This is a genomic window from Pseudomonas sp. TH39(2020) (genome assembly GCF_016650715.1).
In the GTDB taxonomy this organism is placed as follows: domain Bacteria; phylum Pseudomonadota; class Gammaproteobacteria; order Pseudomonadales; family Pseudomonadaceae; genus Aquipseudomonas; species Aquipseudomonas mandelii_C.
This window is the reverse complement of record NZ_JAEKFF010000007.1, coordinates 1178497-1201166: the sequence shown is the minus strand read 5'-3', so window position 1 is coordinate 1201166 and position 22670 is coordinate 1178497. Positions and strand designations below refer to the sequence as shown.

At 59.7% G+C, this 22670-nt stretch carries 17 protein-coding genes; 9 read left to right on the top strand and 8 right to left on the bottom strand.

Features of this window, described 5'->3' with window-relative positions:
- Positions 1-118: 118 nt before the first annotated feature.
- Together gyrA and mtnA are read right to left on the bottom strand one after the other, a co-directional pair.
- Positions 119-2782: a DNA gyrase subunit A gene (gyrA, locus tag JFU47_RS25940; RefSeq protein ID WP_201186647.1), complete on the bottom strand. Its 2664-nt coding sequence runs from the start codon at positions 2780-2782 to the stop codon at positions 119-121.
- A 446-nt stretch (positions 2783-3228) separates the two neighbouring features.
- Entirely contained in the window at positions 3229-4305 is a 1077-nt protein-coding gene (mtnA, locus tag JFU47_RS25935) for an S-methyl-5-thioribose-1-phosphate isomerase (RefSeq protein WP_201186645.1), read from the bottom strand.
- Positions 4306-4413: 108 nt separating this feature from the next.
- Here mtnA and JFU47_RS25930 point away from each other — a divergent pair, with 108 nt between their 5' ends.
- From JFU47_RS25930 to JFU47_RS25910, 5 genes are all read left to right on the top strand, one after another.
- Positions 4414-5748 carry a TRZ/ATZ family hydrolase gene (locus JFU47_RS25930; RefSeq protein WP_201186642.1) on the top strand — a complete coding sequence of 445 codons (1335 nt, stop codon included), beginning with the start codon at positions 4414-4416 and terminating at the stop codon, positions 5746-5748.
- Positions 5749-5805: 57 nt separating this feature from the next.
- Positions 5806-6504 (top strand): bifunctional 2-polyprenyl-6-hydroxyphenol methylase/3-demethylubiquinol 3-O-methyltransferase UbiG, encoded by a 699-nt coding sequence (gene ubiG / locus JFU47_RS25925; RefSeq protein ID WP_123364644.1) that lies wholly within the window; start codon positions 5806-5808, stop codon positions 6502-6504.
- Positions 6505-6508: 4 nt separating this feature from the next.
- Positions 6509-7180 carry an N-acetylmuramic acid 6-phosphate phosphatase MupP gene (gene mupP, locus JFU47_RS25920; protein ID WP_201186641.1) on the top strand — a complete coding sequence of 224 codons (672 nt, stop codon included), beginning with the start codon at positions 6509-6511 and terminating at the stop codon, positions 7178-7180.
- Positions 7181-7359: 179 nt separating this feature from the next.
- Entirely contained in the window at positions 7360-8100 is a 741-nt protein-coding gene (locus JFU47_RS25915; RefSeq protein WP_074874751.1) for a YciK family oxidoreductase, read from the top strand.
- 374 nt (positions 8101-8474) lie between these two features.
- Positions 8475-9401, top strand: a complete 927-nt coding sequence (locus tag JFU47_RS25910; RefSeq protein WP_201186639.1) for a GGDEF domain-containing protein — start codon at positions 8475-8477, stop codon at positions 9399-9401.
- Between the two features lie 46 nt (positions 9402-9447).
- Here JFU47_RS25910 and JFU47_RS25905 read toward each other — a convergent pair whose 3' ends face one another.
- The 4 genes from JFU47_RS25905 to JFU47_RS25890 form a co-directional block, all read right to left on the bottom strand.
- Complete coding sequence (locus JFU47_RS25905) at positions 9448-11322, bottom strand: MFS transporter (RefSeq protein ID WP_201186637.1); 1875 nt, start codon at positions 11320-11322, stop codon at positions 9448-9450.
- Between the two features lie 98 nt (positions 11323-11420).
- Positions 11421-12572: a TDT family transporter gene (locus tag JFU47_RS25900; protein ID WP_201186635.1), complete on the bottom strand. Its 1152-nt coding sequence runs from the start codon at positions 12570-12572 to the stop codon at positions 11421-11423.
- 105 nt (positions 12573-12677) lie between these two features.
- Positions 12678-12989 (bottom strand): cupin domain-containing protein, encoded by a 312-nt coding sequence (locus tag JFU47_RS25895; RefSeq protein ID WP_201186633.1) that lies wholly within the window; start codon positions 12987-12989, stop codon positions 12678-12680.
- Between the two features lie 42 nt (positions 12990-13031).
- Complete coding sequence (locus JFU47_RS25890; protein ID WP_201186631.1) at positions 13032-14225, bottom strand: MFS transporter; 1194 nt, start codon at positions 14223-14225, stop codon at positions 13032-13034.
- A 91-nt stretch (positions 14226-14316) separates the two neighbouring features.
- On the opposite strand from JFU47_RS25890, the gene JFU47_RS25885 reads away from it, so the two are divergent.
- Positions 14317-14856 (top strand): TetR/AcrR family transcriptional regulator, encoded by a 540-nt coding sequence (locus tag JFU47_RS25885; protein WP_201186629.1) that lies wholly within the window; start codon positions 14317-14319, stop codon positions 14854-14856.
- Between the two features lie 250 nt (positions 14857-15106).
- Entirely contained in the window at positions 15107-18577 is a 3471-nt protein-coding gene (locus tag JFU47_RS25880) for a hybrid sensor histidine kinase/response regulator (protein ID WP_201186627.1), read from the top strand.
- A gap of 146 nt (positions 18578-18723) precedes the next feature.
- Here the strand turns inward: JFU47_RS25880 and rmuC are convergent, their stop codons facing one another.
- A complete protein-coding gene (rmuC, locus tag JFU47_RS25875) occupies positions 18724-20088 on the bottom strand; it encodes a DNA recombination protein RmuC (RefSeq protein ID WP_201187337.1) in 1365 nt (454 codons plus the stop codon).
- A 175-nt stretch (positions 20089-20263) separates the two neighbouring features.
- The gene (locus JFU47_RS25870) at positions 20264-20587 is read right to left on the bottom strand and encodes a sel1 repeat family protein (protein WP_201186619.1); all 324 of its coding nucleotides are present in this window, start codon (positions 20585-20587) and stop codon (positions 20264-20266) included.
- A 998-nt stretch (positions 20588-21585) separates the two neighbouring features.
- On the opposite strand from JFU47_RS25870, the gene JFU47_RS25865 reads away from it, so the two are divergent.
- Positions 21586-21810: a hypothetical protein gene (locus JFU47_RS25865; RefSeq protein WP_007898912.1), complete on the top strand. Its 225-nt coding sequence runs from the start codon at positions 21586-21588 to the stop codon at positions 21808-21810.
- Positions 21811-22085: 275 nt separating this feature from the next.
- Complete coding sequence (locus tag JFU47_RS25860; protein WP_074874727.1) at positions 22086-22568, top strand: hypothetical protein; 483 nt, start codon at positions 22086-22088, stop codon at positions 22566-22568.
- Positions 22569-22670: the final 102 nt, after the last annotated feature.

The following is a 22670-nucleotide window of genomic DNA, read 5'->3' as shown; positions in this document are numbered from 1 at the left end:
AATGTCAGTCCGTCTTCGCGAGCAGGCTCGCTCCCACAAGGGATCGTAGTGGGTGTCGATATTTCATTGCGAACAAACAACAAGGGGGCGAATTCTCATCCGCCCCCTGCTTGTCCGCTTATTCCTGCGGTTCTTCGTCGGCTGCGGCGTCGAGCTGCTGGTCTTCAACAACGTCGTCAATTACGACTTCACCGTCGAACACTGCACCTTCTTCGCCCTCTTCACCTTCGAGCTCTTCACCCTCGACTTCCGACGGCTCCTGAACCCGCTCCAGACCTACCAGCGTTTCATCGCTGGCCAGTTTGATGAGGGTCACGCCCTGGGTGTTACGACCCAGACTGGAAACTTCGGCGACGCGGGTACGAACCAGTGTGCCCTGGTCGGAAATCAACATGATTTCCTCACCGTCGAGCACCTGGACTGCACCGACCAAGCGGCCGTTACGGTCGTTGCTGACCATGGCGATAACGCCCTGACCGCCACGTTTGTACTCAGGGAACTCGGTGATCGCCGTGCGCTTGCCAAAACCACGGGCCGAAGCGGTCAGGATCTGGCTGCCTTCTTCCGGGATCAGCATGGAAATCAGCTTCTGGCCTTCCGGCAGACGCATGCCGCGAACACCGCGAGCGGTACGGCCCATGGCGCGAACGTCGGTTTCCTTGAAGCGAGTGACCTTGCCGCCGTCGGAGAACAGCATGACTTCGCGCTCGCCATCGGTAATGGCGGCAGAAATCAGTACGTCACCTTCATCCAGCTCCAGCGCGATCAGACCGACACTGCGTTGACGACTGAAGGATTCCAGTGGGGTCTTCTTCACGGTGCCTTTGGCAGTGGCCATGAAGATGAAGTGACCTTCGGTGTATTCGTCGACCGGCAGCATGGTGGTGATGTATTCATCACTGTCCAGCGGCAGCAGGTTGACCAGCGGACGACCACGGGCAGCGCGGGACGCTTCCGGGATTTCGTAGGTTTTCAGCCAGTACACTTTGCCTTTGCTGGAGAACAGCAGCAGCGTGGTGTGGCTGTTGGCGACCAGCAGGTGAGCGATGTAGTCCTCATCCTTCACGCCGGTAGCGGACTTGCCTTTACCGCCACGACGCTGAGCCTGGTACGCAGCCAATGGCTGGGTCTTGGCGTAGCCACCGTGGGAAATGGTCACGACGCGCTCTTCTTCCGGGATCATGTCACCCAGGGTCAGGTCGAGACGGGCATCGAGAATCTCGGTGCGGCGCACGTCGCCGTATTCGGCGCGGATCACTTCCAGCTCTTCGCGGATCACTTCCATCAGGCGCGTGGCGCTGCTGAGGATGCGGATCAGCTCGCCGATCTGGTTGAGGATCTCTTGATACTCGGCCAGCAGCTTTTCGTGTTCCAGACCGGTCAGACGGTGCAGACGCAGTTCCAGAATCGCTTGCGCCTGCTCTGGCGACAGGAAGTACTTGCCTTCGCGCAGACCGTATTGCGGGTCCAGGGTCTCTGGACGGCACGAATCGGCACCGGCACGCTCAACCATCGCGACCACGGCGGAAGATTCCCACGCAGTCTTGATCAGCGCTTCCTTGGCTTCCGACGGCGTTGGCGAGGCTTTGATCAGGGCGATGACCGGGTCGATGTTCGACAGGGCAACCGCTTGACCTTCCAGAATGTGACCACGTTCTCGGGCTTTACGCAGCTCGAACACGGTACGACGGGTAACCACTTCACGACGGTGACGAACGAAGGCTTCCAGCAGGTCCTTGAGGTTCAGGATCCGCGGACGGCCGTCGATCAGCGCGACGATGTTGATACCGAACACCGCTTGCAGCTGGGTCTGGGCGTAGAGGTTGTTGAGAATCACCTCAGGCACTTCGCCGCGACGCAGTTCGATCACGACGCGCATACCGTCCTTGTCGGACTCGTCGCGCAGTTCGGTGATGCCTTCAAGCTTCTTCTCTTTTACCAGCTCGGCGATCTTCTCGATCAGACGGGCCTTGTTCAGCTGGTAAGGGAGTTCGGTGATGACGATCTGCTGACGGCCACCGACCTTGTCGATGTCTTCGATCATCGAGCGGGCGCGCATATAAATGCGCCCGCGACCGGTGCGGTAGGCTTCGATGATGCCGGCGCGACCGTTGATGATCGCGGCGGTCGGGAAGTCCGGACCAGGGATGTATTGCATCAGCTCATCGATGGTCAACTCGGGGTTGTCGATGAGTGCCAGGCAACCGTCGATGACTTCACCGAGGTTGTGCGGCGGAATGTTGGTCGCCATGCCCACGGCGATACCGCTGGAGCCGTTGACCAGCAGGTTGGGAATACGGGTCGGCATGACCGCCGGGATCATTTCGGTGCCGTCGTAGTTCGGCACCCAGTCCACGGTTTCTTTGTGCAGGTCAGCCAGCAGCTCGTGCGCCAGCTTGGTCATGCGCACTTCGGTGTATCGCATGGCGGCGGCGTTGTCGCCGTCCACGGAACCGAAGTTGCCCTGACCGTCTACCAGCAGGTAGCGCAGCGAGAATGGCTGCGCCATCCGAACGATGGTGTCGTACACCGCGGTATCGCCGTGAGGGTGATACTTACCGATCACGTCACCGACAACACGGGCAGATTTCTTGTACGGCTTGTTGAAGTCGTTGCCCAGCTCGCTCATCGCGAACAGCACGCGCCGGTGCACGGGCTTCAAGCCATCGCGCGCATCCGGCAGTGCCCGCCCGACAATTACGCTCATCGCGTAGTCGAGGTAGGACTGCTTCAGCTCGTCTTCGATATTGACCGGGAGGATTTCTTTGGCCAGTTCGCCCATGAGAAGCCTGATTCCTTTTTCTGGTGAAACTTCGTCACATCCATATGGGACGAACGAAGCTCGCCGCTGCAGGCTGAGTGCCATGCACCGACTTACGACAAATCAACGAGTTATGCCATGGATCTGCGCAGTAAAGGCAGCCACATCGGGCTACCTTGGAAACCGCCGGATGTTATCACAAGAGCCGCCACGCACCTATCCCCCTGATGCGCATGGAGCATAGTTAGTTGACCGGTGACAGGCTTAACGGGGACGAGAGGGGCTTAGAGCCGTGGTGAATGCAGATTTCGGGGCAAGATGAAGGCTGTTTACTGGCTGTAGGTACTCTTCGCGAGCAGGCTCGCTCCCACATAGAATCCGGGTTGTGCCGAACATTGCGGTCACACCTCGATCAACTGTGGGAGCGAGCCTGCTCGCGAAGGCGTTTTATCAGACGCCAGAGATCATCAATGCAGACGCTTACGGCACATCAACTGCGCCATTTTCGCGGTGTCCGGGCGCTCGACGATGCCTTTTTCGGTGACGATCGCATCGATCAAGTCAGCCGGAGTCACGTCGAACACCGGGTTGAACGCATCGACATCCGCCCCGACCCGCTTGCCGCCGACTTCCAGTAACTCGCGACCATCGCGCTCTTCAATCGGAATGTCATCACCGCTGGCCAGGTTCATGTCGATGGTCGAACTCGGCGCCACCACCATGAAGCGCACGCCGTGGTGCATGGCGTTCACCGCCAGCTGATAGGTGCCGATCTTGTTGGCCACATCGCCATTGGCGGTGATCCGGTCAGCGCCGACGATCACCCAGGTAATGCCCTTGGTCTTCATGATGTGTGCAGCGGCAGAGTCAGCATTGAGGGTCACGGGAATGCCTTCGTTGGCCAGTTCCCATGCAGTCAACCGCGAACCTTGCAGCCATGGACGGGTTTCGTCGGCATAGACGCGCTCGACCATGCCTTCAATGAAAGCGCCACGAATGACGCCAAGCGCCGTGCCAAAGCCGCCGGTGGCCAGTGCGCCGGTGTTGCAGTGGGTCAGAATCGCCTGAGCGTTGCCCTGGTGCTTGCGGATCAGGTCCACACCCAGTTGCGCCATGGTCAGGTTGGCTTCGCGATCACTCTCGTGAATGGCGATAGCCTCCGCCTCCAGCACCGCCAGCGGATCGGCGTGATGCTTCAGACGCTCAAGCCGGTCGCGCATGCGGCCCAGGGCCCAGAACAGGTTGACGGCGGTCGGACGAGAATCGGCGAGCAGCGCGAAATCCTCTTCCAGCGCCGCCTGCCAGTCACCGCCCTCGGCAAACCGCGCGCGGGCCGCCAGCACAACACCATAGGCGGCACTGATGCCAATCGCCGGCGCGCCGCGCACCACCATCGAACGAATGGCCTCGGCCACGCCAGCAGCGCTGGTGTAGGCGATCCACGTTTCTTCGAACGGCAAAATACGCTGATCCAGCAGGTACAGGGCATCATCACGCCAATCGATGGCCTTCACCTTCTCCGCAGCCAACAGTCGATCGCGCATCCCTCACCCCGCACACATGAACAAAAGCCGTCGATTATAGCGATCCCCCTGCGAAGACGCTCGGGTATACTTCGCCATCCTTTACAAAAGCTCTGGAACCGACTCTCGATGCCGAACACTGCCGCTGCGCTCGACTTGCTATTGCTGCCGACCTGGCTGGTACCCGTCGAACCCGCTGGCGTTGTCCTCAAAGAGCACGCCCTGGGCATCCGCGACGGACGCATCGTATTCATCGGCCCACGTTCGGCTGCGCTGAAGCTTAACGCAACCGAAGTCCGCGAACTGCCGGACATGTTGCTCTGTCCTGGCTTGATCAATGCCCACGGGCATGCGGCAATGACGCTGTTCCGTGGCCTGGCGGATGATCTGCCCCTCATGACCTGGCTGGAAGACCACATCTGGCCGGCCGAAGCCAAGTGGGTCGATGAAGCTTTCGTCCGTGACGGCACTGATCTGGCGATCGCCGAGCAGATCAAAGGTGGTATCACCTGTTTCTCTGACATGTATTTCTTCCCGAAGGTTGCCAGCGAACGCGTCCATAACAGCGGCATTCGTGCGCAAATCGCGATTCCGATCCTCGACTTCCCGATTCCAGGCGCCAGCACGGCGGACGAAGCCATTCGTCAGGGCGTCGAACTGTTCAACGATCTCAAGCACCACGAGCGTATCAAAGTCACCTTCGCCCCCCATGCACCCTACACCGTGGGCGACGAGAACCTGGAGAAAATCCGGGTGATCACCGAAGAGCTGGACGCCTCGATCCATATGCACGTACATGAAACAGCTTATGAAGTGCAGCAGTCCCTCGAGCAGCGCGGCGAACGCCCGTTGGCCCGCCTCGGGCGCCTGGGTTTGTTGGGGCCGCGCTTCCAGGCGGTTCATATGACCCAGATCAGCGATGAAGACCTGGTGTTGCTGGTAGAAAGCAACACCAACGTGATTCATTGCCCGGAGTCGAACCTCAAGCTAGCCAGTGGTTTCTGCCCGGTGGAGCGTTTGTGGCAGGCGGGCGTCAATGTGGCGGTCGGCACCGATGGCTCGGCCAGCAACAATGACCTGGACCTGCTCGGCGAAACCCGCACCGCCGCCTTACTGGCCAAAGCCGTCGCTGGCTCGGCCACTGCGCTGGACGCCCATCGCGCCCTGCGCATGGCCACGCTCAACGGCGCCCGTGCGCTGGGCATTGAATCCGAAGTGGGATCGCTGGAAGTCGGCAAAGCAGCGGACATCGTCGCATTCGACCTCTCCGGCCTGGCGCAGCAACCGGTCTACGACCCGGTTTCGCAGCTTATATATGCCACCGGCCGTGACTGCGTGAAACACCTTTGGGTCGCCGGCAAACAACTGCTCGACGACCGTCGCCTGACCCGCCTGGATGAAGAACAGCTCTGCGCCACTGCCAAGGCCTGGGGCCAGCGCATCAGCGGCCATACCGAATCGTAAGCACCCCGGACCCACCACCGGGGCAACAGGATTTTTCAAGTTTTAGAGGAATTAACCATGAGCAACGTCGACTACGCCGAAATCGCCAAATTCGAAGCCCTGGCCCATCGCTGGTGGGACCGCGAAAGCGAGTTCAAACCGCTGCACGACATCAACCCGCTGCGGGTCAACTGGATTGACGAGCGGGTCAACCTGGCAGGCAAGAAAGTCCTCGACGTCGGTTGCGGCGGCGGCATCCTCAGCGAAGCCATGGCCCAGCGCGGCGCTACCGTCATGGGCATCGACATGGGCGAAGCGCCGCTGGCGGTCGCGCAACTGCATCAACTGGAATCCGGCGTGAGCGTCGAATACCGGCAGATCACCGCCGAAGGACTGGCTGAAGAAATGCCCGAGCAGTTCGACGTGGTCACTTGCCTGGAAATGCTCGAGCACGTGCCGGACCCATCCTCGGTGATCCGCGCCTGCTTCCGTATGGTAAAGCCCGGCGGCCAGGTGTTCTTCTCCACCATCAACCGCAACCCGAAGGCGTACCTGTTCGCCATCGTCGGCGCGGAATACATCATGAAGCTGCTGCCGCGCGGCACCCACGATTTCAAGAAATTCATCCGCCCTTCGGAGCTGGGTGCCTGGAGCCGCATGGCCGGCCTGACCGTCAAGGACATCATTGGCCTGACCTACAACCCGCTGACCAAGCACTACAAACTGGCCTCCGACGTGGACGTCAACTACATGATCCAGACCCTGCGCGAGGAGTAAGCCGATGCGTATCAGAGCAGTTCTTTTCGACATGGACGGCACCCTGCTCGACACCGCGCCGGACTTCATTGCGATTTGTCAGGCGATGCGCGTCGATCGCGGTTTGCCGCCGATGAACGACAAACACATTCGCGACGAGATCTCCGGCGGCGCCAAGGCGATGGTCGCCGTGACCTTCTCCATGGACCCGGAATCACCGGGTTTCGAGGAATTGCGCCTGGAGTTTCTGGAGCGTTACCTCGCCGGTTGCGCGGTTCACAGCAAACTCTTCGACGGCATGGGCGAACTGCTGGCCGACATTGAGAAAGCCAACTTGATCTGGGGCGTGGTCACCAACAAGCCGCTGCGCTTCGCCGAGCCGATCATGCAACAGCTTGGCCTGGCCGAGCGCTCGGCGCTGTTGATCTGCCCGGACCATGTGAAGAACAGCAAACCGGACCCCGAACCGTTGATCCTGGCGTGCAAGATGCTCGACCTGGACCCGGCCAGCGTGTTGTTCGTGGGTGATGACTTGCGCGATATCGAATCCGGTCGCGATGCCGGCACCAAAACGGCCGCCGTGACCTATGGCTACATTCATCCGGACGATAACCCGCGGCATTGGGGCGCGGACGTGGTAGTCGATCATCCGCTGGAGTTGCGCAAGGTGCTTGATAGCGCCCTTTGCAGCTGCTGAGCCGTTTTTCTCAGGCGCACAGCTTCCACGGGGTTTGAGCACTATCAATGTGGGAGCGAGCCTGCTCGCGAAAGCGGTGTATCAGTCAACAAATACTTCGCCTGACACACCGCTTTCGAGAGCAGGCTCGCTCCCACAGGGATGCAGCTTGGCCTAAAGAATTTTTGTCGAGGTTTCTTATGTTTGATTATTCCGCCCGTCCCGAATTGCTCAAGGACCGGGTCATCCTGGTCACCGGCGCTGGCCGTGGCATCGGCGCTGCCGCCGCGAAAACCTTTGCCGCGCACGGCGCCACTGTGCTGTTGCTGGGCAAGACCGAAGCCAACCTGACTCAGGTCTACGACGAAATCGAAGCCGCCGGCCATCCACAACCGGCCGTGATCCCGTTCAACCTGGAAACCGCCCTGCCCCATCAATACGATGAGCTGGCAGCGATGATCGAAACCGAATTCGGCCATCTCGACGGTTTGCTGCACAACGCCTCGATCATTGGCCCGCGTACGCCGATCGAGCAACTGTCCGGCGAAAACTTCATGCGTGTCATGCAAGTCAACGTCAATGCCATGTTCATGCTCACCAGCACCCTGCTGCCGCTGCTCAAGCTGTCCCAGGACGCCTCGGTGGTGTTCACCTCCAGCAGCGTCGGCCGCAAGGGGCGTGCGTATTGGGGCGCTTACGGCGTCTCCAAGTTCGCCACCGAAGGCTTGATGCAAACCCTGGCCGACGAAGTCGACACCGTGGCACCGGTGCGCTCCAACAGCATCAACCCGGGCGCCACCCGCACCAGCATGCGCGCCCAGGCTTATCCGGGTGAAAATCCGCTGAACAACCCGACGCCCGAGGAGATCATGCCGGTCTACCTCTACCTGATGGGTCCGGACAGTACCGGCATCAACGGCCAGGCGTTCAACGCTCAGTAACGTCCGCGCGTCGCTTTTGTGCCGCGACGGCTTCCCGTCGCGGCACTCAAAATGCGTCGTAACTATCCCCATCACAAGTCAAACAACTGTCACTGAACGCGACGACACTCTTCATCAACAGCTTCAGTACTTTGATTTAGAACGCTTTTTATCCGACTGAACTGAATGGCACGACTTTCGCTCTAAATTTGCTCAGACACGCAGTGTGAAAGCAAACGGGCGGACGCCTGAGCCGACAAGTTACTTATCGTCGGCAAAGCGGACTAAACTTGGGCCAAATGTCCTACGGGACTGATGGACCAGTATGACGCGCAGCCCAAAGCCGCTCTCACCCAGCCTGTAAGACAGCCTTACTGCTTAGGGGCGCATGCCATATGAAATCACCTTCCCAGACCAACGCAATTGACTTCGATAGCGCCAAATTGCAACGCCTGGGCTTTGGTCAGCAGCCTACCCTCGTCGAGCGGCCCGTCAGCCTTGCGCAAATGCGCCAGCAACTGAGCCAGCTGCTGCAAACCAGTCTTGAGCCGCAACGCATTCTCGGGCTCTTCTTCCGTGAGATTCAGCGACTTGTACCGCTTGACGCCTTGACGTACGAGCACACGTCCAGCGACTTGCGCCTGGAGTTCGGCCTGCGCGGCCATCACTCGATCAGCTACAGCCTCAGCCATGAAGGCGAGCATCTGGGCGAACTGGTGTTCCGCCGCAATCAGCGTTTCAGTGAGCAGGAACAAGGCAACCTCGAGTCGCTGCTGTCCGCATTGCTGTATCCGATGCGCAATGCCTTGCTCTACCGCGCTGCCACCCAAAGCGCCTTGCGCGATCCGCTCACGGATACCGGCAACCGCATCGCCATGGATCAGACCCTGCAACGGGAAATCGAGATGTCGCGTCGGCATCTGCAACCCTTGTCGTTGCTGATGCTGGACATCGATCACTTCAAACGCATCAACGACAACCACGGACACAGCGCCGGCGATGACGTGCTCAAGGCCGTTGCAGCCTCGATCAAAAACCAGTTGCGCAACGTGGACATGGTCTTCCGCTTTGGTGGCGAAGAGTTCCTGATCCTGCTTTCCAACACGAGTCGTGAGGCGGCAGCCATGGTTGGCGAACGGCTACGATTTGCAGTGCAGGCAGAGGAATATTCGGCCGATGGCCATGCGATCGAGCTGACGGTCAGCCTTGGCTGCTCGACGCTATTGCCCGGTGAGTCTGCCGAGAGCCTGTTGCGACGGGCCGACAGTGCGTTGTATGTGGCCAAGCGCGAGGGACGTAACCGGTTGGCGATGGCGGGTTGAATGTCCGAAGCGGGCACGCGTGGTTAGCGGCCCGCAACGAAAGGAATTAGCGCACAGCGCCGCGCAATTCCCCCACCAACCCCTGCAACCGGGCTGGCTCTGCCACTTCAACCGACACCGCAGGCCCTGCCACCAGCGTCACCCGTGACCACAACCGGCGAAACACGCCCTTTTGCGGATCGCGGCTGAAAAAACTCCCCCACAAACCCTGCAAGGCCAACGGAATCACCGGCACTGGCGTCTCTTCGAGAATCCGCGTCACCCCACCCTTGAACTCGTTGATCTCGCCATCGGCAGTCAATTTGCCCTCGGGGAAGATGCACACCAATTCGCCGTCCTTCAGATACTGAGCAATGCGCGTGAACGCTTTTTCGTAGATCTGAATGTCTTCCTGACGCCCCGCGATTGGAATGGTCCCGGCCGTGCGGAAGATGAAGTTCAGCACTGGCAAGTTGTAGATCTTGTAATACATCACAAAGCGAATCGGCCGACGCACCGCGCCGCCAATCAGCAAGGCGTCGACGAAGGACACGTGATTGCACACCAGCAACGCCGCGCCTTCGTCGGGAATCAGCTGCAGATTGCGATGCTCCACGCGGTACATGGAATGGCTGAGCAGCCAGATCATGAAGCGCATGCTGAACTCGGGGACGATGCTGAAGATGTAGGCGTTGACGCCAATGTTCAGCAGCGACACCACCAGGAACAGCTGCGGGATCGACAGCTTGACCATGCTCAGCAAGACGATCGATACAATCGCCGAGACCACCATAAACAGCGCGTTGAGAATATTGTTGGCGGCAATCACCCGCGCCCGCTCGTTCTCGGGGGTACGGGACTGAATCAACGCGTACAGCGGCACGATATAAAAACCGCCAAACACCCCAAGTCCGAGAATGTCGATCAACACCAGCCAGGCATGGCCAAAACCCAGGACTTCGATCCAGCCATGACCTATAACGCTGTCCGGAATTCCACCGGAATGCCACCACAGCAGCAAACCAAACACGGTCAGACCGAAAGAGCCGAACGGCACCAGACCGATCTCGACTTTGCGTCCGGACAGTTTCTCGCAGAGCATCGAACCGAGTGCGATACCGACAGAGAACACGGTAAGAATCAGCGTCACCACGGTTTCGTCGCCGTGCATCCACTCCTTGGCATAGGCCGGGATCTGCGTCAGATAAATCGCCCCGACAAACCAGAACCACGAGTTGCCGACAATCGAGCGTGACACCGCTGGCGTCTGCCCCAAGCCCAGCTTCAACGTGGCCCAGGACTGGCTGAAAATGTTCCAGTTCAGACGCATTTCCGGGGAGGCGGCTGCGGCCCGTGGAATGCTGCGGCTGGCCAGATAGCCGAGCACCGCTACCCCGATGATCGCCGTGGAGACGATCGGCGCGTAATGACCGGAGGACATCATGATCCCGGCACCGATGGTCCCGGCGAGGATCGCCAGGAAAGTGCCCATTTCCACCAGGCCGTTGCCACCCACCAGTTCTTCGTCACGCAAGGCCTGCGGCAGGATCGAATATTTCACCGGCCCGAACAGCGCCGAGTGAGTGCCCATGGCGAACAGCGCCACCAGCATCAGCGACAGGTGATCGAACATGAAACCGACCGCGCCTACCGCCATGATGGCGATTTCCCCGAGCTTGATCAGACGAATCAGCGCGTCCTTGGCGAACTTTTCACCGAACTGCCCGGCCAGTGCCGAAAACAGGAAGAACGGCAGAATGAACAGCAGCGCACACAGGTTGACCCAGATCGAGCGGTCACCCTCGATAGTCAACTTGTAGAGAATGGCGAGGATCAGCGACTGCTTGAAGATGTTGTCGTTAAACGCCCCGAGCGACTGCGTGACGAAGAACGGCAGGAAGCGCCGGGTGCGAAGCAAGGTGAACTGTGAGGGGTGACTCATCTTCCATGTGTCCCTGATGTTGGGTAGAGAGTGGCGTGGATGCAGTTATTGGAATATCTAACGACGATCCAGGCGACACATTACCTAAACTTTGCAGGTTATTTGTTTAATCCTGCAATGCACGGCGAGACAAACAACTCGCCCCGCCAGGCGCCCTGCACTGTCCGTTTGCCGACGATCAGCCACATCACCGCCAGCAACACCACCAGCAAGCAGCCGAAGGCACTGAAAAACGTCAGGTTCAAGGTGCTGGCCAGTTTCAACGTCGCCAGGGAATAGACGCCCAACGGGAAGGTGAAGCCCCACCAGCCGAGATTGAACGGAATACCGACGCGCAGGTAACGCAGGGTGATGAGCACCGCGATCAGCATCCACCACAGACCAAAGCCCCACAGCGTGATCCCGGCCACCAGCCCCAGCCCTGCGGCGATTTCACCGATACCCGGCAGGCCGTTGGCAGCGAAGATCGCCGGTGCGTCCGCGCCCAGCAGCAACATGCCCAACGCCCCGGTGCCGATCGGCCCCAGCGCCAGCCAGCTGGAGGCGGCCATGTTTTCGTGGGGCAATTTATGCAGCGCCATGCGCAGCAACAGAATGGTCAGAATGCTGAACGCAACCGGTAGGGAAAAGGCCCAAAGCACGTAGCTGGTCACCAGCACCACCAGTTGCGAATGGGCATCGGTCAAGTGCGGTGCCAGCAGACCACCGCTGGCGGCCGCCACTTCTGCCGCCACCACCGGCAACAGCCAGACGGCGGTCATCTGGTCGATGCTGTGCTCCTGACGGGTGAACATCAGGTAGGGAATCAGTACGCCGCACGCCACAGACATCGCCACATCCAGCCACCACAGCACCTCGGCGACCTGAATCACGCCCTCGCCCCAACGCGGCAGACCGAACACCAGGAAACCATTAATGATGGTCGCCAGGCCCATGGGAATGGTGCCAAAAAACATAGAGACCGTGGAGTGACCGAAAATCCGCCGCGCCTCATCGAAAAACAACGCCCAACGCGCCGCGTATAGCGCAGTGAACAAAACGAACAGGACGATATTGAACAGCCAAAGGGCTTCGGCAATTGCGTGCAAACCGGCATTTGCGCCAGGCAGCTGCGCCAGCGCCAACGCCAGCACGCCGGTGCCCATGGTGGCGGCGAACCAGTTCGGCGTGAACTGGCGGATGACTTCACGCGGGTGCTGCAAATGACTGAAGGGTTTGAAACCGGCTGGGGCAGTATTGGGGCATGTCATGGTGAACTCCTGTCCTCTGTTGAGGTGGAGCCCATGGTAGATCCGAATCGAATATCGATATAACGGGTAATATCTCTAACTGTTATCTGTTTTGCAGATATAGCGTCAGACGCTGCCTTCCGTCTCGATCACCAGGATTCTCGCCGCACCCTGCGGATGGGCAACGTGCTCGGTACCGACGTCGGCATAGAAGATATCTCCTACACCCAACAACACTTCTTTCTCCTGTCCTTCTTCGCGATAACGCATCTGCACTTGACCATCCAACACCACGAACACTTCTTGCCCATCATTGATGTGCCATTTATAGGGCTGATCGGTCCAGTGCAAACGCGTGGTGATGCCGTTCATGTTGGCGATATCCAAAGCGCCCCAGGCACGGTCAGCGGTGAAGGATTGGCTGCGGATGATTTTCATGCGTCGGTCCGTCGAAATGTAGGGCGGTGCCAAGGCTAACGGTCATCGAACATCGACGCCACAGACTTTCACAGACTGCTGACGCATCAACGCGAACAAAGCGCCGGCCGAGAGAATAATCAGTACCGCACCGTAACCATCGGTGGTGGCCACCAGCCCGAAGGTCCGGGTCAGGTTTCCGGCCAGCAACGACGGCAAACAGAACGCCAGATAACTGAGTACATAGTAGGCCGACATCAATCCCGCCCGTTCATGGGGTAAAGCCAGCGGCACGACGCTGCGCAATGCACCGAGGAAACCGGCACCGAAACCGCATCCAGCCACCAGTGTCCCGACAAAAAACAGTGGCAGGCTAGCGCTGTGCACCGCCATCAGAATCAATGCGACGCCGATGGGCAGCAGACTGCCGCCTAATCGTAAAACCTTGTCGGCCGGCCGATCGCGCAGGGTGTAGATCATCAACGCGCCGGTCACCGTCAACACCGCCACCGTCGCACCGCCAATCAGATTTGAGGTCGATCCCGTGGCCGTGCGCACCAGAGACGGTGCCAAAGAGGCGTAAAAACCACCGAGTGCCCACACCGCGATGTTGATCGGCAGCACCAGCCATAACGCACGTCGCGCCTGGATCGGCACATGCAGTGTCGGGCGCAGCGAGGCCCAGGCTCCCGATTGGGGGCTGACGCTTTCCGGCAAACGCCAGACGTACAGCGCTTGCATCACAAACAGCGAGAACAGCACCCAATAGGTCAACTGCAATGGCAGTGGTGCAAACTCAGCCAACAAGCCGCAGCCCATGGCGCCCGCCGCCATGCCCAGCAACGGCGCCACACTGTTGACCAGCGACCCTTGCTGGCGATCGGTGTCCAACAGCGCCGCACTCAGTACGGCAGTGGCCATTCCCGTAGCAAAACCTTGAAGCACTCGTGCGCTGATCAGCCAGACGACACTGTCTGCGTTGATAAACAACAGCATCGCCAGCATGTTCAACATCACAGCGGTGAAGATCACCGGTTTGCGCCCCAAGTGATCCGAGAGCGAACCAACCGTGAGCAACGCCGCCAGCAAGCTGATGGCGTACACACCGAAAATCAGGGTCAGGGTCGCTGCCGAGAATTGCAGGTGTTCCTGGTACAAGTGATACAACGGCGTTGGTGCCGTGGACGCTGCGAGAAAACTGAGTAAGGTGATCGCCAGGAACCATAGGCTTGAACGATTAGATGTTGAACTGGACATGAGCACACTCCGCAAAAGCTAACTTTTTGCTTTTGCGGAGTGTGCTACTGGCCAGCGCTTAAAGCAAATTCTTTGTGTTAAGGTCCGATTCATGGCTATTAAAGAAGGTTTACGCCCGGGCGGCAGAAGCGCCCGGGTGCAAGAGTCGGTTCATTCGGCAGTCCGCGATCTTCTCGAAGAGCAGGACCGCACCACCGTGACCGTCCCGCAAATCGCCGCGCGCGCCGGCGTCACGCCGTCGACCATCTACCGGCGCTGGGGCGATTTGTCGGTGTTGTTGGCGGATGTCGCCCTCGCCCGCATGCGCCCCGAGAGCGAGCCGGCCAATACCGGCAGCCTGCACGGTGACGTGTGCGCCTGGGCCGAGCAGTATCTGGACGAGATGAGTTCCGAGCCCGGCCGCAACATGTTGCGCGACGTGCAATGCAGCACCACGCCGGCCCTTTGCGCGACGATCATTGGCGGGCAGCTGCAAACGATTCTGGATCGTTACCCCGATCAGCCGAAGCCGAACGTTGATCGGCTGATCAACCTGGTGGCGGCGCCGACGGTGTTTCGCATCCTGTTTTCAGCGGCGCCGCTGGAGGTTGAGGAATTGCATCGGTTGATTGAGATCGCTTTGAATCAGTGAGGCCGCCTTCGCGAGCAGGCTCGCTCCCACATTGGATCTATGTTGGGCACATATTACGTGTCCACTGAAGATCAACTGTGGGAGCGAGCCTGCTCGCGAAGAGGCCTGCGCAAACACCCAAGATCCCACTGACACACCGCCTGCGACACCCCGCCACGCCGCGACCTTGGTCGACACTGACTAACCCCTGCCATCGTGCGAGACTGTTTGTCCGGGCGGGAGTCCCGGGTGTCTTTTGTCTGGAGTTCCCATGTCGCTGTCCAGCGGGCTGATCGCCGCCGTCGCCCTGGCCTATATGGCCATCATGTTCGCCATCGCCTTCTACGGCGACCGTCGCAGCACACCGTTGCCGCCGCGAGTGCGCGCGTGGGTGTACAGCCTGTCGCTGGCCGTCTATTGCACCAGCTGGACCTTCTTTGGCGCCGTGGGCCAGGCCGCCGAACAGCTCTGGTCTTTCCTGCCGATCTACCTCGGGCCGATTCTGCTATTGGTTTGCGCACCGTGGGTCCTGCAAAAAATGGTGATGATCAGCAAGCAGGAGAACATCACCTCCATTGCCGACTTCATCGCCGCGCGTTATGGCAAATCCCAGTCGCTGGCGGTGGTGGTGGCGCTGATCTGCCTGGTCGGCGTGTTGCCCTACATCGCGCTGCAACTCAAGGGCATCGTGCTCGGGGTGAACTTGCTGATCGGCGCCGGTGCCGACGCCATGGGCACGCGCGCCCAGGACACGGCGCTGATCGTGTCGCTGGTGCTGGCGCTGTTCACCATCGTCTTCGGTACCCGCAACCTCGACGCCACCGAACACCACCGCGGCATGGTGCTGGCGATTGCGTTCGAATCGCTGGTCAAGCTGTTCGCTTTTCTCGCGGTCGGCGCGTTCGTGACCTACGGCCTGTACGACGGTTTCGACGACCTGTTCGACCAGGCCATGCTCGCCCCGCGCCTCGAAGAGTATTGGAAGGAAACCATCAACTGGCCGTCGATGGTGGTGCAAACCGGCGTGGCAATGATGGCAATCATCTGCCTGCCCCGGCAGTTCCATGTGACCGTGGTGGAAAACATCGACCCTCAGGATCTGCGCCTGGCTAAATGGGTGTTTCCAGCCTATCTGGCGCTGGCCGCGCTGTTCGTCGTTCCTATCGCCCTCGCCGGCCAGATGATGCTGCCGAGCTCGGTGCTGCCGGACTCGTTTGTCATCAGCCTGCCGCTGGCCCAATCCCATCCTGCCCTGGCGATGCTGGCCTTTATCGGTGGCGCCTCGGCGGCGACCGGCATGGTGATTGTCGCCAGCGTGGCGCTGTCGACCATGGTCTCCAACGACATGCTGTTGCCATGGCTGCTGCGGCGCAACAACGCCGAGCGGCCTTTCGAAGTATTCCGTCAGTGGATGCTCTCGGTGCGCCGAGTAAGCATTGTGGTGATTCTGCTGCTGGCCTACGTCAGTTATCGCCTGCTCGGCTCGACGGCGAGCCTGGCGACCATCGGCCAGATCGCCTTCGCCGCCGTAACCCAACTGGCCCCGGCCATGCTCGGTGCGCTGTACTGGAAACAGGCCAATCGTCGCGGTGTGTTCGCCGGTCTCGCCGCCGGGACGTTCCTCTGGTTCTACACCCTGATTCTGCCGATCGCGGCCCACAGCCTCGGTTTGTCCTTGAGCAGCTTCCCGGGGCTGGCCTGGTTGCACAGCAACCCGTTGCACCTGCCGCTCACCCCGCTGACCCAAGGCGTGGTGTTGTCGCTGGCGGCCAACTTCACGCTGTTCGCCTGGGTGTCGGTGCTGTCGCGTACGAGGGTTTCGGAACATTGGCAGGCGGGTCGCTTCATCGGTCAGGAAATCAGCGCCCGCCCTAGCGCCCGTTCGATGCTGTCGGTGCAGATCGACGATTTGTTGCAGCTGGCCGCACGCTTTGTCGGCGAAGAACGCGCCCGTCAGAGTTTTATCCGGTTCGCCTACCGTCAGGGCAAAGGCTTCAACCCGAACCAGAACGCCGACGGTGAATGGATCGCCCATACCGAACGTTTGCTGGCCGGTGTGCTCGGCGCGTCTTCGACCCGGGCGGTGGTAAAAGCCGCCATCGAAGGTAGGGAAATGCAACTCGAGGACGTCGTCCGTATCGCCGACGAAGCCTCGGAAGTGCTGCAGTTCAACCGCGCGCTGCTGCAAGGCGCGATCGAGAACATCACCCAAGGCATCAGTGTGGTCGACCAGTCGCTGAAACTGGTGGCCTGGAACCGGCGCTATCTGGAGCTGTTCAACTACCCGGATGGACTGATCAGGCTTGGCCGCCCGATTGCCGACATCATTCGCTACAACGCCGAGCGCGGCCTGTGCGGTCCCGGCGAAGCCGAAGTGCACGTCGCCCGCCGTTTGCACTGGATGCGTCAGGGCCGCGCCCACACCTCTGAAAGACTTTTCCCCAATGGCCGTGTGATCGAGCTGATCGGCAACCCGATGCCAGGCGGCGGTTTTGTCATGAGTTTCACCGACATCACCGCGTTCCGCGAGGCTGAGCAAGCGCTGACCGAAGCCAACGAGGGCCTGGAGCGACGGGTGACCGAGCGGACCCACGAACTGTCACAACTCAATGTCGCCCTGACCGAGGCCAAGGGCACCGCGGAGTCGGCCAACCAATCGAAAACCCGTTTCCTGGCGGCGGTCAGCCATGACTTGATGCAACCGTTGAACGCCGCGCGGCTGTTCTCGGCCGCCCTTTCCCATCAAGACGACGGTCTCTCCGATGAGGCGCAGAAACTGGTCCATCATCTGGACACGTCACTGCGCTCGGCCGAGGATTTGATCAGCGACCTGCTGGACATTTCCCGTCTGGAAAACGGCAAGATCAACTCTGATCCAAAACCGTTCGTGCTTAATGAGATGTTCGACGTCCTCGGTGCCGAGTTCAAGGCGCTGGCCCGCGACCAGGGGCTGAAATTCCGCGTCAGGGGCAGTACGTTGCGCGTCGACAGCGACATCAAACTGTTGCGACGAATCCTGCAGAACTTCCTGACCAATGCCTTCCGCTACGCCAAAGGGCCGGTGCTGCTGGGGGTTCGCCGACGCAACGGCGAGCTGTGTCTGGAAGTCTGGGACCGTGGCCCGGGCATTCCGGTGGATAAACAGCAGGTCATTTTCGAAGAGTTCAAACGCCTCGACAGCCACCAGACGCGCGCGGAAAAAGGCCTGGGGCTGGGCCTGGCGATCGCCGACGGGTTGTGTCGCGTGCTGGGGCATACCTTGCGCGTACGCTCCTGGCCGGGGCGCGGCAGTGTGTTCAGCGTTAGTGTGCCGTTGGCTCGGGCGCAAACCGCGATCCCGACCAAGGTCGCCGAGCTCAATGGCAAATTGCTGAGCGGCTCGCAGGTACTGTGCATCGACAACGAAGACAGCATCCTGATCGGCATGAACAGTTTGCTCACGCGCTGGGGTTGTCAGGTCTGGACCGCACGCAACCGCGATGAATGCGCGGCGCTGCTCAGCGACGGGATGCGTCCGCAATTGGCCTTGGTGGATTACCACCTGGACGATGGCGAGACAGGGACGGAACTGATGGCATGGCTGCGAACCCGATTGGGTGAACCAGTGCCAGGGGTTGTGATCAGCGCCGATGGGCGACCGGAGACGGTGGCCCAAGTGCATGCGGCAGGGCTGGATTATCTGGCTAAACCGGTGAAGCCGGCGGCGTTGCGGGCGTTGCTGAGTCGACATTTGCCGTTGTAGTGCGGCAGGTTTGAGTCTTGTCGTGGTGCAACTGCCGCCATCGCGAGCAAGCTCGCTCCCACATTGAACTGCATTCTATCTGGAAGAACTCGGTCAAATGTGGGAGCGAGCTTGCTCCGGGCGGCGCTCCGACGAAGCTTTTCGGCTTACTCCGGCAATTCGGCCAACCCATCCACATCCGTCATCGCCCGTTCCAGCAAGTCTGCCGGCAGGCTCTTGCTCGCTCGCGCGCCAAGCAACTTGAGCTGCTCGGCGCGGCTGACCAGATTGCCGCGGCCTTCCGTCAGCTTATTGCGCGCAGAGCTGTAGGCTTTATCCAGTTGCTGTAATCGATTACCGACTTCATCCAGATCCTGGATGAACAACACGAACTTGTCGTACAGCCACCCGGCCCGCTCGGCGATTTCCCGGGCGTTCTGGCTCTGGCGTTCCTGCTTCCACAGGCTGTCGATGACGCGCAGGGTCGCCAGCAAAGTGGTCGGGCTGACGATCACGATGTTGCGGTCGAAGGCCTCTTGGAACAGCGTCGGCTCAGCCTGCAATGCGGCGGAAAACGCCGCTTCGATCGGTACGAAGAGCAGGACGAAATCCAGGCTGTGCAAACCGTCGAGACGTTTGTAATCCTTGCCGGCCAGCCCTTTGACGTGAGTGCGCAGGGACAGCACGTGCTGCTTGATGGCGATCTGGCCGATGGCATCGTCTTCGGCCGCGACGTATTGCTGATAGGCCGTGAGGCTGACCTTGGAGTCGACCACCACCTGCTTGTCGCCCGGCAGGTAAATGATCACGTCCGGTTGGAAACGCTCACCGTCCGGGCCCTTGAGGTTGACCTGGGTCTGGTACTCGCGCCCCTTTTCCAGGCCCGCGTGTTCAAGCACTCGCTCAAGAATCAGCTCACCCCAGTTGCCTTGGGTTTTCTGGCCTTTCAAGGCGCGGGTCAGGTTGGTGGCTTCGTCGCTCAGGCGCAGGTTCAGCTGTTGCAGCCGCTCCAGTTCCTTGGCCAGGGAAAAACGTTCGCGGGCTTCAGCCTGATAGCTTTCCTCGACGCGTTTTTCGAAGGACTGGATGCGTTCCTTCAACGGATCGAGCAACTGACCGAGACGTTGCTGACTGGTTTCGGCAAAGCGCTGCTCGCGCTCGTCGAAGATTTTGCCTGCCAGCTCCGCGAACTGCGCTCGCAATTCGTCTCGCGAGCCCTGCAAGTCGTTGAGGCGCTGCTGATGGCTTTCCTGCTGCTCATGCAGCTCGGCGTTGAGCGAGGCGGCCTGGGCGTCCAGACGGCGCAACTCAGCCTCTTTGCCGGCGCGCTCCAGATTCCAGGCGTGGGCGGCATCGCGGGCGTCGTCGCGTTCGATCTGCAGCAGTTCGACTTCACGGCGCACGGCGGCCAGGTCTGCCTGTTTGGCGGCGTTGGCCTGGCCCAGATCACCGATCTCATCGCGACAGGCTTCGAGTTGGGCGTTCAATCCGTCCTGGGCCAAATGGGCGGAGGTCAGACGCTCTTCCAGCAGTGCAACCTCTGACTGCGTGGCGCTCGCTCGCCGCTGAAGTTGCCAGGCCAGTACCAGTAACGGCAGCGCAGCGCCCGCCAGACCGAGCAATGCGCTGGTCAAGTCCATAGCCATAGCCACTCCTGCCAATGAAATAAAGCTTGAAGGTTAACCAAGGCGTCAGGTCTTGGACAGCTCAGTCTTCGATCAGCCCCAGTTCTTGCTGGGCGCGCCGATCCCCTGCCCGCGCGGCCGAACGCAGAAGGTCCTGACCGATACGGCGATCCCGGGCATTCCCGCATTCACGGCACATCAGCTGACCGAGACGGCTTTGCGCGGCCACGACTCCTTCACGGGCTGGCTGCTTGAGCAAACGCCCGGCGAAGTGTTTGATGTTGGGGTTTTCGCCCAGACGCGGGCTGTCCAGCAGCCACTCGGCCACACGCATCGAAAAGCGCTTGGGCGGGGTAATGCTGAGAGGTGTGGAGGTTGCGGAGACTGATACTGAGCGAAACTTCATAAAGCACTGTGGGGCAGATCGGAAGGCGCGCCACTCTACTCTTTTTTTCTTACAGGTAAAGCCTAAAAAACCCGGCACGCCCGTCCTAGAGCAAGCGCTCGGGACAATCCACAGAAGCTGTGGATAACTCAGTGGACAACCGCCCTTGAACTCTCGCAAAGCCCTATGGAATGGGGCTCGCAGTCAAACTGACGATTTTTTCACCAGTAAAAAAAAGCGATGTTTTTCATTGACTTAAATTTTGGTTGCAGGCACCCACTGCGTTTGAAGGGAAGATGACAGCGGCGTGACACCCTCCGCCACTTATGTGCACAAGTACCTTCGAGGCAGTTATATCGATGCGCTTTTTCGGCGCATTTTTTGCCTGCACTTGGGGATAAACCTTGGCAAACCCATGATCCAGGCTGGTCCTGGCCCGATGACCCGTGACTACCAATGGTCGGAATTTGTGCTATTACAGGGCAAGTCTGCGGGTCATGGCTTTTTCCGAGCGCCAATCCGGACGTTGAATGGGGGCCATCCAGAGAACTTTTTTGCTAACACACTTCCCTTTAGCAATTCAATCCGTTAGTATCCGCGGCGTTAGTACCAAGCTGAAAGTCAATTCTGGTCGAACAAATCCCCCCGGTCAGCCTTCCTCAAGGAAGCCTCCACCGACAAAGCGGGATCGACCACCTCGATGGTTTCCAGGTAAGCCTTGCGTCAACACAGCCTTTGAATCGAAAGCAAAGGGTGTTGCGAAGTTCACTTACTCTGACCGAACCAACCTGCAAATTGATCAGGATCTTCACCCTGGGCCCAGAACCTTTGCCCTTGATGTGTTGCCTGCCCTCCTAAGTACCTACCTGCCAGCCCAAGCGCGCCAATTTATCAGCGCTTCAAACTGGCTGCTTTGTTCCAGTCGGGTTCTTCGTTCGACCAATGGTGGTCGTCGTCACTGGAACGTTTTAACTTTGCACGGTTCTTATCCGTGTCGCTTGTAGGAACACCCAATGACTATGTCTACTCAAATCCACACCCAGGATGCCATTCGCACCCTAACCAATGCTTTTGCACCAATGAACTGCCTGATCATGGCTGCTCGCAAAGGCTGCTTCAGCTTCACTCTGGTCAACGAACACGGCATCGCTCGTCACAGCGAACGCCTGTACCCCGATCAATACTCCAGCGCCGAGCCGCTGCAGGCCGTGATCGAGCGTACCCGTCAGGCACTGGTTGCCTGATACGCCAGAAAGACTGAAACCTCAAAAGCCTCGCTCAAAAAGCGGGGCTTTTTATTGCCCAAAATTTCTGATTTCGCTGCTGCCGCCTAAGCACAAACCGATATAACGGTTATAACTCGCAGCCGGAAATATTTTAAAAACAGTCCTTTACGGCGCGAATATAACACTACACTTCAACTCAAGCGGCTTAAGCCGCTTCCGGCGAGCCTGACTCGATTCACCCGCTGCCAAGGCCCCTTCAGGTATCGCCGACCATTTCACGTTTCGAGGGCTTTATGGGTATCGCTGCCAGCGAACTGTGCCGTTATGTGATCCGTCCGACATTGATTTATCTCGGGCGCCATAGCGCAACTGCCGAATCCCTGCTGCTGGGCGTCGCCGCCAGCCAGTCAGCCCTTGGAACCGCCCTGCATGACCGTCGTGGACACGGCCTGTACCGAATCGCCGAACCCCGCCATCAAGCACTTTGGGACCACTACCTGGCACTTGACCCGGAACGCGCAAGCCTGGTTCGCGGCCTGGCCAGCCAACATGCGTTCCTGAGTGGTCCGCATCTCGAATTGACCGTCAACCTGCGTTACGCCACAGCCATCGCCTGGCTGCTGGTAGAAGAACAGAACACCCCCCTCCCCGAAGCAGACGACCTGCTGGGAATGGCCCGTATCTGGCGCCAGACCTTCCAGCCTCAAGGTCGCCTGAGAGACTTCACCTGCGCCTGGCAAACCTGTGTTTCACCGCTGAATCAGGTCGCCTGCTGATCTGCTGTTTCCACAAGATCGCGTAACTGCTGCGATTTTGGTCGGATTGTCCTACAAAACCGCTCTAAATCAAGCAATACAGCCTATAGCGCTAGGACGAAA

Coding starts and splice junctions, on each gene's coding strand:
- JFU47_RS25910 (WP_201186639.1), top strand. CDS start 8,475: ATGAAATCACCTTCCCAGACCAACGCAATTGACTTCGATAGCGCCAAA.
- JFU47_RS25900 (WP_201186635.1), bottom strand. CDS start 12,572: ATGACATGCCCCAATACTGCCCCAGCCGGTTTCAAACCCTTCAGTCAT.
- mtnA (WP_201186645.1), bottom strand. CDS start 4,305: ATGCGCGATCGACTGTTGGCTGCGGAGAAGGTGAAGGCCATCGATTGG.
- JFU47_RS25905 (WP_201186637.1), bottom strand. CDS start 11,322: ATGAGTCACCCCTCACAGTTCACCTTGCTTCGCACCCGGCGCTTCCTG.
- JFU47_RS25870 (WP_201186619.1), bottom strand. CDS start 20,587: ATGAAGTTTCGCTCAGTATCAGTCTCCGCAACCTCCACACCTCTCAGC.
- JFU47_RS25915 (WP_074874751.1), top strand. CDS start 7,360: ATGTTTGATTATTCCGCCCGTCCCGAATTGCTCAAGGACCGGGTCATC.
- JFU47_RS25890 (WP_201186631.1), bottom strand. CDS start 14,225: ATGTCCAGTTCAACATCTAATCGTTCAAGCCTATGGTTCCTGGCGATC.
- JFU47_RS25930 (WP_201186642.1), top strand. CDS start 4,414: ATGCCGAACACTGCCGCTGCGCTCGACTTGCTATTGCTGCCGACCTGG.
- JFU47_RS25895 (WP_201186633.1), bottom strand. CDS start 12,989: ATGAAAATCATCCGCAGCCAATCCTTCACCGCTGACCGTGCCTGGGGC.
- JFU47_RS25885 (WP_201186629.1), top strand. CDS start 14,317: ATGGCTATTAAAGAAGGTTTACGCCCGGGCGGCAGAAGCGCCCGGGTG.
- gyrA (WP_201186647.1), bottom strand. CDS start 2,782: ATGGGCGAACTGGCCAAAGAAATCCTCCCGGTCAATATCGAAGACGAG.
- JFU47_RS25880 (WP_201186627.1), top strand. CDS start 15,107: ATGTCGCTGTCCAGCGGGCTGATCGCCGCCGTCGCCCTGGCCTATATG.
- mupP (WP_201186641.1), top strand. CDS start 6,509: ATGCGTATCAGAGCAGTTCTTTTCGACATGGACGGCACCCTGCTCGAC.
- ubiG (WP_123364644.1), top strand. CDS start 5,806: ATGAGCAACGTCGACTACGCCGAAATCGCCAAATTCGAAGCCCTGGCC.
- JFU47_RS25865 (WP_007898912.1), top strand. CDS start 21,586: ATGTCTACTCAAATCCACACCCAGGATGCCATTCGCACCCTAACCAAT.
- JFU47_RS25860 (WP_074874727.1), top strand. CDS start 22,086: ATGGGTATCGCTGCCAGCGAACTGTGCCGTTATGTGATCCGTCCGACA.